Below are 13014 nucleotides of genomic sequence, written 5' to 3'. Positions count from 1 at the left end.
CGGCGCGGCCCATAATCACCGCCTGCATAACACTGGCCGTGAGCGCACCATGACCTCCGAAGCACCGCGCAAGAGTCGTAAGAACAATCCGGAAAAGACCCGCGAAAACATCCTTCAGGAAGCCATCGTCGAGTTTGTTCAACAGGGCCTGTCAGGCGCTCGCGTGGATGCGATCGCCGAGCGTATCCACACCTCCAAACGGATGATCTATTACTACTTCGGCAGTAAGGAACAGTTGTACGTCGAGGTGTTGGAGAAGCTCTACGGCGACATCCGTAACACCGAAACCCGCATGAACCTCACTGCGCTGGAGCCCCGTGAGGCGATCCGGCGGCTGGTGGAGTTCACGTTTGATCACCACGACCAGAACGTGGATTTCGTACGTATCGTCAGCATCGAGAATATCCACAACGCCGAATACGTGAAGCGTTCGGAGTCGATCAAGGCAATGAACAGCAATATCCTCGAAGCGCTGGGCGTCACCTTGCGACGTGGTGCCGAGATGGGGTTGTTCCGTGAGGGGCTGGACCCATTGGACGTGCACCTGCTGATCAACTCATTCAGCTTTTACCGGGTGTCCAACCGCCACACGTTCAGTGAGATTTTTCAGATCGAGCTGTCGGACGAGGCTATTAAGCAGCGACACCGCGAGATGATTTGTGATTCGGTGATGCGTTATCTGCAGGCGTGAGTGCCCAAGACGCTCACGCTGAAATGCAGTCCACATTTGGATTCTAGCTATTCATGCTCTGGAAGTGCGCCAACATGCGGTCTGCATCCGGCGCCTTGCCACTGAACAACTCAAACGCCTTCACCGCCTGAAACACCGCCATGTTGCCGCCATCCAGTGTGCGGCAACCCAAGGCGCGGGCGTCGTGCAGCAGTTCGGTTTCCAGTGGGAAGTACACAATTTCCGCGACCCATAATTCAGCCCGCAACAGAGCGGGCGGCACCGGCGTACCCGGCAGTTTTGCCATGCCCATCGGCGTGGTGTTCACCAGCCCATCGGCCTCGGCCATGGCGCTTTCCAGGTGGCTGCCGACCTGAGCACGACCGCCGCCGAAACGCTGCGCGAGGTTATCCACAAGGTCGCGGGCGCGGTTGATATCCACGTCAAAAATGCTCAAGTGCTGCACGCCTTCCGCCAACAGCGCGTGGGCCACGGCCGCACCCGCACCGCCAGCGCCCATCTGGACGACGCGTTGGCGGGCGACATCATTCAAATTGCGCCGAAACCCTTCGGCAAACCCCAGGCAATCAGTGTTGTGGCCGATGCGTTTGCCTTCCTTGAAGACCACGGTATTGACCGCACCAATGCCTCGGGCCTCGTCGGATAATTCATCAAGCAGAGGCAAGATCGCCTGCTTGCACGGGTAGGTGATGTTCAGCCCGGTGAAGTGCATCAATTCGGCGGCGTGCAGCAGGTCGGGCAGGGCGTTGATGTCCAGGTGCAGCGGCGCCAGATCGATCAGGCGATAGAGGTAGCGCAGGCCTTGAGCGTCACCTTCCTGCTCATGCAGCGCGGGGGTGCGGGAGGCCTGGATGCCCGAGCCGATCAGGCCGGCGAGGATGCGCGGTTTCATCGGTTCGCTCCTTTGAGCAATTGGCTGAAATGGCTCAGGGCCAAGTGATAGCCGTGGCTGCCGAAGCCGGCCAGCACGGCTGTGGCGATGGGCGATACAAAGGAATGATGCCGAAACGCCTCACGCGCATGCACATTGGACAAGTGCACTTCGATCACCGGTACTTCACTGGCCACCAACGCATCGCGAATCGCTACCGAGGTGTGGGTCCAGGCCGCGGGGTTGATCACGATTCCGGCACAACGGGCGCGGGCGCCGTGGATCCAGTCGAGCAATTCGCCTTCGTGATTGGTTTGGCGAAACTCCAGTTTCAACCCCAGTTGTTCAGCGCTGCGGCCACACAGGGCGGCGACATCGGCCAGGGTTTCATGGCCGTAGGTGGCAGGCTCACGGGTGCCGAGCAGGTTGAGGTTGGGGCCGTTGAGCACCAGGACGAGGGGCTGCATGGGGGTATCTCCACAATTATTGTTCGTTGTGGAGGTAAAATGTACTGAATGGTTAATTTGGTCAATCGACGGTAGCGTGCCCTGATCGGCATGTGTTCGATTATCGAACCGTTAATCCAGGGCAATCGCTGTAGCAAACGCGCCGCCCGAAGGCGGGCGGCGGGTGAATCAGCGTCGGGTCAACAACACACCGGATTCCATATGGTGCGTCCACGGGAACTGGTCAAACATCGCACAGCGGGTAATGCGGTGCGTGTCATGCAGTTGCGCGATGTTCGCGGCCAAGGTCTCCGGGTTGCAGGAGATATACAGGATGTTGTCGAAGCGTCGGGTCAGTTCGCAGGTGTCCGGGTCCATACCGGCACGAGGCGGATCGACGAAAACGCTGCCGAATTCGTAGCTTTTCAGGTCGATGCCATGCAGGCGACGGAACGGACGCACTTCATTCAGCGCCTCGGTGAGTTCTTCGGCGGACAAGCGCACCAGGGTGACGTTGTCCACAGCGTTTTCATCGAGGTTGCTCAGGGCGGCATTCACGGACGTTTTGCTGATCTCGGTGGCCAGCACGTTACGCACGCGGGTCGCCAGGGGCAGGGTGAAGTTGCCGTTGCCGCAGTAGAGTTCCAGCAAATCATCCGGGCGATCACCCAGGGCTTCATAGGCCCAGTTGAGCATCTTCTGGTTCACCATACCGTTGGGCTGGGTGAACGCGCCTTCGGGTTGGCGATAGCTGAAGGTCCGGCCGCCGACTTCGAGCTTTTCCACCACGTAGTCATGGCCGATCACATCGCGCTTGCCCTTGGAACGACCGATGATGCTGACGTTCAAGTCGGCTGCGAGCTGGTTGGCGGCGGTGTGCCAATGCTCGTCCAGTGGGCGGTGATAGCACAGGGTGATCATCGCATCGCCGGCCAATGTGGTGAGGAACTCCACTTGGAACAGCTTGTGGCTCAGGGCGGCACTGGCTTGCCAGGCGGCTTTGAGCTGCGGCATCAACTGGTTGATGCGGGTGCTGGCGATGGGGAACGCTTCGATCAGGATCGGTGTGCGCTTGTCATCCTGCGAGAACATCGCGTAGTGGCGCTCACCGCCTTCGCGCCATAGGCGGAACTCCGCGCGCAGGCGGAAGTTCTGCAACGGCGAGTCGAAGACTTGCGGCTCGGGGGCGTCGAACGGTGCCAGCAGGTCACGCAAGCGCGTGACCTTGTCTTGCAGTTGAGCGGTGTAGCGTGTGGCGTCAAAAGTCATGCGTTGAACCAGCCCAGCTTGATCACGAACAGGATCGACAGGATCACCAGTGCCGGGTTCAGCTCACGGTAGCGGCCCGAAAGCAGCTTGATGGCGGTCCAGGCGATGAAACCGAAGGCGATGCCGTTGGCGATGGAGTAAGTGAAAGGCATCGCCAGGGCGGTGATCACCACCGGTGCTGCCACGGTAATGTCATCCCAATCGATTTCCGCCAGGCCCGACGTCATCAACACCGCCACGAACAGCAGCGCCGGTGCGGTAGCGAAGGCCGGTACGCTGGCGGCCAGTGGCGAGAAGAACAGCGCCAGCAGGAACAGAATCGCGACCACGATAGCGGTCAAACCAGTACGGCCACCGGCGCTCACACCCGCGGCGGACTCGATGAAGCTGGTAGTGGTCGAGGTGCCCAGCAGGGAGCCGGCCATGGCGGCGGTGCTGTCGGCGATCAGCGCACGGCCCATTTTCGGCATGTGGCCATCCTTGCCCATCAGGCCGGCGCGCTTGGCGACGCCGATCAGGGTGCCGGAGTTATCGAACAGGTCGACGAACAGGAACGCGAAGATCACGCTGACCAGGCCGATATCCAACGCACCTTTGATATCCAGCTGCAGGAAGGTCGGGGCCAGGGACGGTGGCATCGAGGTCACGCCGCCGAACGGGGTGAAGCCCATGACGATGGAGACGATGGTCACCGCAAGGATGCCGATCAGCACCGCGCCGCGCACGGCGAGGGCTTCCAGCGCCACGATCAGCGCGAAGCCGAGGGTGGCGAGGATCGGTGCCGGTTGTTTCAGGTCGCCCAGGCCGACCATGGTGGCCGGGTTGCTGACCACGATACCGGCGTTGTGCAGGGCGATCAGGGCCAGGAACAGGCCGATACCGGCGGCAATCGCCGAGCGCAGCGGCAGCGGGATGCTGTTGATGATCCACTCACGGATACGGAAGATCGACAGCAGGAAGAACAGCACCGCCGAAATGAATACCGCACCCAGGGCAACCTGCCAGGTGTGGCCCATGTGCAGGACCACGGTGTAGGTAAAGAAGGCATTGAGGCCCATGCCCGGTGCCAGGGCGATCGGGTAGTTGGCGATCAGGCCCATCACGGTCGAACCGATGGCGGCCGCCAGGCAGGTCGCGACAAACACCGCGCCCTTGTCCATGCCGGTTTCGCCGAGGATGCTCGGGTTCACGAACAGGATGTAGGCCATGGCCAGGAACGTTGTGATACCCGCGAGAATCTCGGTGCGCACGTTGGTGTTGTGTGCTTTGAGTTGAAACAGCTTTTCCAGCATGCCGGCTCCCTGTGACGCTATCTTGCGTCGTTATTTGTTGACCTCTAAGTCAAAGCACAAACTGCGCCAAGCGCCTGTGGTTTCAGAGAGGATCGGAAAAAGCGGCGCATCATACCAGCAGCCGAGGCCGTGTGGCGCACGGGGTTGGCTTTGCGATGCATGGCTGTGGATCATGGCCTTGAGGCATACTGCGCCGACGTTCAAGGCAGGGTCGTTAACAGCATGAAAAAAGCCAACGCGTGGAGTCTAGCTCTGATCGCCAGTATCGGCCTGTGGTGGGGTGCGGCACCAGCGTGGGGCGCAGCTGCACCGCCCTTGAGCGAGGTGCGGGTGTTCAAGGTCGAGTCGGCGCGTTGCAGCGAGAAAATCCCGGAAGGCGCACAGAGTACTCAGCTTTGCGAGCACCGTGGCCCTACCAGGGTCTCGGTGATGGAAGTCGGCCTGGGTAACAGCCCCATGGGCCGTTTCAATGGCGCCGAATTGGACGGGCAGCGCACGCCGGTGTGCCAGGTCGGCAATATCAGCGAGGCTTGCAACGGCGTGGGCACGCTGATGGGCTACATCTATGTGTTTGACTTGAATGTCGAAGCCCAGGGTTGGTTCGAGTTCAGCAATACGTCGATCAACGGCCCGCAAAATACCTTGAAGACGATGCTCAATATCCGCTGATCAATCCCCTTGAACGCTCATAACCACCGGTAGTCGTACCCCAGAGACGGCGACTTTCCCGAACGCCGCGGCTGGACTTCAACCCGTGAGGTGTTTATGAGCGCAACCCCCAATGATACGGCGGTTCAACCGTTCGTCAGTCACCCGATACGCCTGACCCTGAACGGCCGGCAGCGCGAATTGAACGTGTTGCCCTGGACCACCTTGCTTGACCTGCTGCGTGAGCAGCTCGATCTGGTCGGCAGCAAAAAGGGCTGCGACCACGGCCAGTGTGGCGCCTGCACCGTACTGCGCGACGGCAAACGCGTGAATGCCTGCCTGACCCTGGCGGTGATGTGTGACGGTGCCGAGTTGACCACCATCGAGGGCTTGGCTGACGGTGATGTGCTCCATCCGATGCAGCAGGCATTCATCAAGCATGACGCGTTTCAATGTGGCTATTGCACGCCCGGGCAGATTTGCTCTGCCGTGGGCCTGGCCAACGAAGGGCGCGCCCGCGACACCGCGCAAATCCAGGAATTGATGAGCGGCAACCTGTGCCGCTGTGGTGCCTACAGCAACATCCGCGACGCGATTGAAGCGGTCGTGCTGGGAGACCCTCAATGAACCCTTTCCAGTACAGCAAGCCGAGCGATGTACATGAAGCGGTTCATCTGAGCAGCGCCGCCTCGCGCTTTATTGCCGGGGGCACCAATTTGTTGGACCTGATGAAAGAGAACATCAGCCGCCCTGAACACTTGATTGATATCACCGGTCTGCCGCTGCATGGCGTTGAACCCACGGCCAGTGGTGGCGTGATGATCGGCGCTTTGGTCAGCAACGCTGACCTGGCCTGGCACCCGTTGATCGAAGCCCGCTACCCTTTGCTGTCCCAGGCGATCCTCGCCGGGGCGTCACCGCAGTTGCGCAACATGGCCAGTACCGGCGGTAATCTGTTGCAGCGTACCCGTTGCTACTACTTCTATGACACCGGCGTGCCCTGCAACAAACGCGAACCCGGCAGCGGCTGCCCGGCGCGAACCGGCTTGAACCGCATCCATGCCATTCTCGGTGCCAGTGATCAGTGTGTGGCGACCCACCCCTCTGACATGTGTGTCGCCTTGGCGGCACTCGAGGCCCGGGTACATGTGGAGGGCCGTGGCGGCTCCCGCGTGATTGAGTTTGCCGATTTCCATCGCTTGCCGGGCGATACGCCGCAGCGCGACAACCTGTTGGCCGATGATGAGCTGATCACGGCCATTGAGTTACCGGCCGACCGCCTGGCCAGCCACAGCCACTATTTGAAGATCCGTGACCGTGCGTCGTACGCCTTTGCCCTGGTGTCGGTTGCCGCCGCATTGGAGTTGGAGGGCGACACGCTAGTCGACGCCCGCCTGGCACTCGGCGGCGTGGCGCACAAACCCTGGCGTGATCGCGCGGTGGAAGCCGCGTTGATCGGCCGCAAGGTCAGCCGCGAAACCTTCAGCGCCGCCGCTGATGCGCTGTTGCAAGATGCCGAGCCGCTGGAACACAACGGCTTCAAGATCAAGCTGGCGCGTCGCGCGATTATCCGCGCCTTGAGCGATGCCGCTGTCGCAGGAGAACGCCCATGACCGCTATCGGAAAACCCCTCGACCGTGTCGATGGTCTGCTCAAGGTCACGGGCCAGGCGCGCTATGCCGGTGAGTTTGCGGACCCGGACCTGCTCCACGGCAGCGTGGTGTCCAGCACCATCGCCAGGGGGCGAGTGGTCAAGATCGACGCCTCCAAAGCGCTGGCATTGCCCGGCGTGGTGATGGTGCTCGATCACCTCAACCGGCCGAAACTCGCCAGTTACGACGATGCGTTTGCCGATGCCGATGCGGCGGACGGTTCGCCGTTCCGCCCGTTGTACAACGACCGCGTGCTCTACAGCGGCCAACCACTGGCCCTGGTGATCGCCGATAACCTGGAGCTGGCACGGCATGCCGGTTCGCTGGTGCACATCGAGTACGAAAGCGAAGCCTTCGAAACCGACTTGCTGGTGAGGCAGGAGCATGCTCACGCCTCGCCGCAAACGCCGCCCAAGCCACGTGGCGACTTTCAGGCGCAGTGGAGCGCCGCCGCCGTCAGCCTCGACGTGCATTACAGCACGCCCATCGAGCATCACAACCCTATGGAACCGCATGCCAGCACCGTGCTGTACCAGCCGGACGGCACCCTGCATATCCATGACAAAACCCAAGGGCCGCAGAATTGCCAGGCCTATGTGCAAAAGGTGTTTGGCCTGGATAAAAACCAGGTGCGTATCTTTGCGGCTTTCGTCGGCGGGGCTTTTGGTTCCGGCTTGCGCCCGCAATATCAATTGCCGCTGGCGGTGATGGCGTCGCTGGCGCTCAAGCGTTCGGTGCGGGTCACCCTGACGCGTCAGCAGATGTTCACTTTCGGCTACCGCCCGCGCACCTTGCAGCGCCTGCAAATGGGCGCCGCCGCCGACGGGCGGCTGCTCGCACTTGGGCATACCGCCATTGGCCAGACCTCGCGCTTCGAAGACTTCAGTGAGCATGTGGTGGAATGGAGCGGCATGCTCTACCACTGCGACAACGTGCAGTTGACCTACAAGCTGGTGCCGCTTGATGTGTTCACTCCGCTGGACATGCGGGCACCCGGCGCCGCCCTGGGAGTGATCGGCCTGGAGTGTGCCATGGACGAACTGGCGTGTGCGTTGGGCATGGACCCGGTGCAATTGCGACTGATCAATTACGCGGAGCGCAACCAGAACGAAGACAAACCCTGGTCGAGTAAAGCCCTGCGTGAGTGCTACCGCGAAGGCGCCGAACGTTTCGGCTGGCACCTGCGCAACCCGGAGCCGCGCAGCATGCGTGAGGGGCAGCAGTTGATCGGCTGGGGCATGGCGGGCGGCGTGTGGGAAGCCATGCAGATGAAGGCCAGCGCCAAGGCGCGGATCGACGCGCAGGGCAAGCTGACGGTGAGCAGCGCCACCACGGATATCGGCACAGGTACTTATACCGTGATGACCCAGATCGCGGCACAGGCGAGTGGCGTGGCGGTCAAGGACGTGACATTTCTGCTGGGCGATTCATCGTTGCCCACGGCGCCGCTGCAGGGGGGCTCGTTTACCGTGTCCTCCGTGGGCACCGCCGTTCAGCAAGCGTGCGAGGCGTTGAATGCCAAGCTGTTGAAAATCGCCCGGCAGACTTACCCGGTCTTTGAAGGGGCCGACACGGTACGTTTCGAGGACGGCCAACTGCACACGGGTGATGTCAGTGTTTCGCTGGCCCAATTGGTCAAAGACAGCGGCGAAGAGGCATTAGCCGTGCAGGTCGACAGCGAGCCCGATAAAAAGCGCGAAGGTTATGCCACCGCCACCCATTCAGCGGTGTTCGTTGAAGTCCGGGTGGATGAAGACCTTGGCACTATCCATGTCAGCCGGGTGGTCAGCGCCGTTGCGGCCGGGCGAGTGGTCAACCCAAAGATGGCCCGCAGCCAGATTCTCGGCGGGGTGGTGTGGGGCATCGGCATGGCGCTGCATGAAGAAACCCAGGTCGACCATCAACTGGGCCGCTATATGAATCACAGCCTGGCCGAGTACCACATTCCGGTTAATGCCGATATCGGGGATATTGATGTGCTGTTCGTCGAAGAACACGACGAGATCGTCAACGCGCTCGGTTCCAAGGGCGTCGGGGAAATCGGCATCGTCGGGGTGGCGGCAGCCGTAGCGAATGCGGTCTACCACGCCACCGGCAAGCGGGTCCGGGACTTTCCGATCACCCTGGATAAGGTGCTTTAAACCTTGGCCTCTTCGACCGGAACATGCATCCGGTCGCGGTTGGCCAGGCTCGGGAACAGCTTGATCCACACGCCTGTCACCAGCAAGGTACCGACCCCGCCCATGACCACGGCGGGTACGGTGCCGAACCAGTGGGCAGTGATCCCGGATTCGAACTCTCCCAGTTGATTGGATGCGCCAATGAACAGGCCGTTGACCGCACTGACGCGGCCGCGCATTTCATCCGGGGTCTCCAACTGCACGAAGGAGGCGCGGATCACCATGCTGATCATGTCCGCCGCACCCAGCACCACCAGCACCGCCAGCGAAAACCAGAACGAGGTCGACAGACCGAAGGCGATAGTTGCCACGCCGAACACCCCCACGGCGGTGAACATCACACGGCCCACCTGCCGGTCCACGGCAAACCGAGCCAGCCACAACGACATCAGCAACGCGCCCACCGCCGGTGCCGAGCGCAGCAGCCCCAGGCCCCAGGCACCGGTCAGCAGGATGTCCTTGGCGAACACCGGCAGCAACGCGGTGGCGCCGCCCAGCAGTACAGCGAACAGGTCCAGGGAAATCGCGCCGAGGATGTCCGGGCGGCTGCGAATGAAACGGATGCCGGCCAGCAGCGAGTCCAGGGTGGCCTTGCCTTTGTTGAGCGGCGTCTGGCGGGCGGGCAGGTTCAGGGTCAGTACACAGGCAATCAGGTACAACGCCACAGTGGGGCCATACACCCACACACTGCCGAACGCATACAGCAAACCGCCAAGTGCCGGTGCGACGATGGTCGCCAGTTGCTGGGCCGACTGCGAAGACGCTACCGCCCGTGGGAACAGTGCCGTGGGCACGATACTCGGCAGCAGCGCTTGAGTCGTGGGCATTTCAAAGGAGCGCGCGGCGCCCAGCAGGAAGGCGAGGATGAAGATCATCTCGCGGGTCACGTTGCCGGTCAGCCCACCGATGGCCAGGCTCAAGGCAATCAGCGCTTGTACGGTCTGGCAGATGGCGGCCACCTTGCGCCGCTCATAGCGGTCGGCCACGTGCCCGGTGTGCAGCATGAACAGTACGCGTGGCACGAATTCCACCAGGCCGACCAAGCCCAGGTCCAGCACATTGCCGGTCAGTTGGTAGAGGTTCCAGCCGATGGCCACGGTGAGCATCTGGAAGCCGCTGGCGGTAAAGATCCGCGCCAGCCAGAACGCGATGAAGGGGCGGTGGTGGCGCAACAGCAACGCGGGTTCACTTGGCATCGGGGGTTCAAGTCAGGGCCGGAGAGAGGCCGAGATTATCATTAAGTTGTAACAGATGGTTGCAACAACTGAGCTGAGGCAGTCTGTCACGCGGCAAAAGACCACACAGTTCGATGCCGAAAATGGGACTACTCTTTCAGCAGTGCTTGATCCAGATCAAAACCGGTTCCGGAATTGTTCTGGTGGCCTCAGGGCCAGATTCCCTGCGTGGTGGATAAAAAAAGAAACGAACTGGAATTCGCCAGACTCAATATCCGTGGGGGCAGTGGGTGCAGGCGTCCGCCGGCAGCCGGTATTACCTGACAGAGGAAGACTTATGTTCGGTTTGGAGGCGCTAGATCTCGCCCGAATTCAATTCGCGTTCACCATCTCGTTTCACATCCTGTTCCCGGCGATCACCATCGGCCTGGCCAGTTACCTTGCGGTGCTGGAAGGCTTGTGGCTCAAGACCCACAACGACACCTACCGTGACCTCTACCACTTCTGGTCGAAGATCTTCGCCGTCAACTTCGGTATGGGCGTGGTCTCAGGGTTGGTCATGGCTTATCAGTTCGGCACCAACTGGAGCCGTTTCTCGGACTTTGCCGGCGCCGTTACCGGGCCGCTGCTGACATACGAGGTGCTCACGGCGTTTTTCCTCGAGGCCGGTTTCCTCGGGGTGATGCTGTTCGGTTGGAATAAAGTGGGGCGCAAGCTGCACTTCTTCGCCACCGTGATGGTCGCCGTCGGCACGCTGATCTCCACGTTCTGGATCCTGTCGTCCAATAGCTGGATGCAGACGCCCCAGGGCTTTGAGATCGTCGATGGCCGGGTGATCCCGACCGATTGGTTCGCTGTGGTCTTCAACCCGTCGTTCCCTTATCGCCTGGCGCACATGGCCACGGCAGCCTTCGTGGCCACTGCGTTCTTCGTCGGCTCCTCGGCGGCCTGGCACTTGTTGCGCGGCAAGGACAACCCGGCGATCCGGACCATGTTGTCGATGGCCATGTGGATGGCCTTGATCGTCGCGCCTATCCAGGCGGTCATCGGCGACTTCCATGGCCTCAACACCCTCAAGCACCAACCGGCAAAAATTGCCGCGATCGAAGGCCACTGGGAAAACATCGGCAACGAACCGACCCCATTGATACTGTTCGGCTTGCCGGACATGAAGGCCGAAAAAACCAAGTATGCGGTGGAGATTCCGTACCTGGGCAGCCTGATCCTGACTCACTCGCTGGACAAACAGGTGCCGGCGCTCAAGGAGTTCCCGCCTGAAGACCGTCCCAACTCGACCATAGTGTTCTGGTCGTTCCGCGTCATGGTTGGCCTGGGCTTTCTGATGATCTTCACCGGCCTGTTCAGTCTCTGGCTGCGCCGTGGCGACAAGATGTATACGTCCAAACCGTTCCTGTACCTGGCGTTGTGGATGGGGCCATCCGGCCTGATCGCGATTCTAGCCGGTTGGTTCACCACCGAAATCGGCCGCCAGCCATGGGTGGTCTACGGCCTGATGCGCACGGCGGACGCGTCCTCCGGGCACAGCCTGGTGCAGATGACGATCACCCTGGTGTTGTTCGTGGTGGTGTACTTCGCCCTGTTTGGCGCAGGTCTGGGTTACATGATGCGCCTGGTTCGCAAAGGTCCGGTCACCCATGAAAGTACCGAACCGACCCACGGTGGCCCTGGCCAGAAACGTACACCCGCGCGTCCGTTGTCGGCGGCCGATGACGGCAGTGATGACGACCACGACCACATCCAGCACAAGGGGAATTGAGATGGGTATTGATCTTCCGCTGATCTGGGCCGTGATCATCATCTTCGGCATCATGATGTACGTGGTGATGGACGGCTTCGACCTGGGTATCGGCATCCTCTTCCCGTTTATCCCGGGCAAAGTTGACCGCGACGTCATGATGAACACCGTCGCTCCGGTATGGGACGGCAACGAAACCTGGCTGGTACTGGGCGGTGCGGCATTGTTCGGCGCCTTTCCGCTGGCCTATTCGGTCGTGCTGTCGGCGTTGTACCTGCCGCTGATCCTGATGCTGATCGGGTTGATTTTCCGCGGCGTGGCCTTCGAGTTCCGCTTCAAGGCCAAGGACCACAAGCGTCACCTGTGGGACAAGGCGTTTATCGGCGGCTCGATCGCCGCCACCTTCTTCCAGGGCGTGGCGCTGGGGGCGTTCATTGACGGTATCCCGGTGGTCGACCGTCAGTTCGCCGGCGGCTCGCTGGATTGGCTGACGCCGTTCACGATGTTCTGCGGCGTGGCCCTGGTGATCGCGTATGCCCTGCTGGGTTGCACCTGGCTGATCATGAAGACCGAAGGCAAGTTACAGGAGCAGATGCATAACCTGGCGCGGCCGTTGGCCTTCGTGGTGTTGGCGGTGATCGGTATCGTCAGCCTGTGGACGCCGCTGTCGCATCCGGAAATCGCCTCGCGCTGGTTCACCCTGCCAAACCTGTTCTGGTTCCTGCCGGTGCCGATCCTGGTGTTGGTAACCATGTACGGGCTGATTCGCGCGGTGGCGCGTCATGCCCACTACACACCGTTCCTGCTGACGCTGGTGCTGATATTCCTCGGCTACAGCGGTTTGGGTATCAGCCTGTGGCCGAACATCATTCCGCCGTCAGTGTCGATCTGGGACGCCGCAGCGCCGCCGCAGAGCCAGGGCTTTATGCTGGTGGGCACGCTGTTCATCATCCCGTTCATCCTGGGCTACACCTTCTGGAGCTACTACGTGTTCCGCGGCAAGGTCACCCATGAAGACGGCTACCACTAGGAGG

The 13014-nt window shown here is 61.2% G+C and carries 12 protein-coding genes; 7 read left to right on the top strand and 5 right to left on the bottom strand.

Features of this window, described 5'->3' with window-relative positions:
• The first annotated feature begins 49 nt into the window (after window positions 1-49).
• Window positions 50-691, top strand: a complete 642-nt coding sequence (locus M5B97_RS21095; RefSeq protein WP_123717482.1) for a TetR/AcrR family transcriptional regulator — start codon at window positions 50-52, stop codon at window positions 689-691.
• Between the two features lie 43 nt (window positions 692-734).
• Here the strand turns inward: M5B97_RS21095 and M5B97_RS21090 are convergent, their stop codons facing one another.
• The 4 genes from M5B97_RS21090 to M5B97_RS21075 all read right to left on the bottom strand — a co-directional run bounded on the left by M5B97_RS21090 (window position 735) and on the right by M5B97_RS21075 (window position 4569).
• Window positions 735-1583: a shikimate dehydrogenase gene (locus M5B97_RS21090; RefSeq protein ID WP_248732574.1), complete on the bottom strand. Its 849-nt coding sequence runs from the start codon at window positions 1581-1583 to the stop codon at window positions 735-737.
• Window positions 1580-2029: a type II 3-dehydroquinate dehydratase gene (gene aroQ, locus M5B97_RS21085; protein WP_123717459.1), complete on the bottom strand. Its 450-nt coding sequence runs from the start codon at window positions 2027-2029 to the stop codon at window positions 1580-1582. The genes M5B97_RS21090 and aroQ overlap by 4 nt, the downstream gene beginning before the upstream one ends.
• Window positions 2030-2197: 168 nt before the next feature.
• Entirely contained in the window at window positions 2198-3277 is a 1080-nt protein-coding gene (gene trmA, locus M5B97_RS21080) for a tRNA (uridine(54)-C5)-methyltransferase TrmA (protein WP_248732573.1), read from the bottom strand.
• Window positions 3274-4569 (bottom strand): NCS2 family permease, encoded by a 1296-nt coding sequence (locus tag M5B97_RS21075; RefSeq protein WP_248732572.1) that lies wholly within the window; start codon window positions 4567-4569, stop codon window positions 3274-3276. The genes trmA and M5B97_RS21075 overlap by 4 nt, the downstream gene beginning before the upstream one ends.
• Before the next feature lie 222 nt (window positions 4570-4791).
• Between M5B97_RS21075 and M5B97_RS21070 the strand changes: the two genes are divergently transcribed.
• The 4 genes from M5B97_RS21070 to M5B97_RS21055 all read left to right on the top strand — a co-directional run bounded on the left by M5B97_RS21070 (window position 4792) and on the right by M5B97_RS21055 (window position 9010).
• The gene (locus M5B97_RS21070; RefSeq protein ID WP_123717461.1) at window positions 4792-5238 is read left to right on the top strand and encodes a DUF4879 domain-containing protein; all 447 of its coding nucleotides are present in this window, start codon (window positions 4792-4794) and stop codon (window positions 5236-5238) included.
• Window positions 5239-5334: 96 nt separating this feature from the next.
• On the top strand, window positions 5335-5844 hold the full coding sequence (locus M5B97_RS21065; RefSeq protein ID WP_123717462.1) for a (2Fe-2S)-binding protein: 510 nt from the start codon (window positions 5335-5337) through the stop codon (window positions 5842-5844).
• Entirely contained in the window at window positions 5841-6830 is a 990-nt protein-coding gene (locus M5B97_RS21060) for a xanthine dehydrogenase family protein subunit M (RefSeq protein WP_123717463.1), read from the top strand. Before M5B97_RS21065 ends, M5B97_RS21060 begins: the two co-directional genes overlap by 4 nt.
• Complete coding sequence (locus tag M5B97_RS21055) at window positions 6827-9010, top strand: xanthine dehydrogenase family protein molybdopterin-binding subunit (RefSeq protein ID WP_248732571.1); 2184 nt, start codon at window positions 6827-6829, stop codon at window positions 9008-9010. Before M5B97_RS21060 ends, M5B97_RS21055 begins: the two co-directional genes overlap by 4 nt.
• On the opposite strand, the gene M5B97_RS21050 is transcribed toward M5B97_RS21055, so the two are convergent.
• Window positions 9007-10245: an MFS transporter gene (locus tag M5B97_RS21050; protein ID WP_123717465.1), complete on the bottom strand. Its 1239-nt coding sequence runs from the start codon at window positions 10243-10245 to the stop codon at window positions 9007-9009. The genes M5B97_RS21055 and M5B97_RS21050 overlap by 4 nt on opposite strands.
• Window positions 10246-10561: 316 nt before the next feature.
• Here M5B97_RS21050 and M5B97_RS21045 point away from each other — a divergent pair, with 316 nt between their 5' ends.
• Together M5B97_RS21045 and cydB are read left to right on the top strand one after the other, a co-directional pair.
• Window positions 10562-12001, top strand: coding sequence for a cytochrome ubiquinol oxidase subunit I (locus M5B97_RS21045; protein ID WP_123717466.1), 1440 nt, complete (start codon window positions 10562-10564; stop codon window positions 11999-12001).
• Window position 12002: 1 nt separating this feature from the next.
• Entirely contained in the window at window positions 12003-13010 is a 1008-nt protein-coding gene (gene cydB / locus M5B97_RS21040; RefSeq protein ID WP_123717467.1) for a cytochrome d ubiquinol oxidase subunit II, read from the top strand.
• The last annotated feature ends 4 nt before the right edge of the window (window positions 13011-13014 follow it).

Origin of the sequence: Pseudomonas sp. MWU13-2517, assembly GCF_023242545.1 — a bacterium.
Lineage (GTDB): Bacteria > Pseudomonadota > Gammaproteobacteria > Pseudomonadales > Pseudomonadaceae > Aquipseudomonas.
Note: the sequence above shows the minus strand (reverse complement) of the source record. Positions and strands in the feature narration are given on the sequence as shown.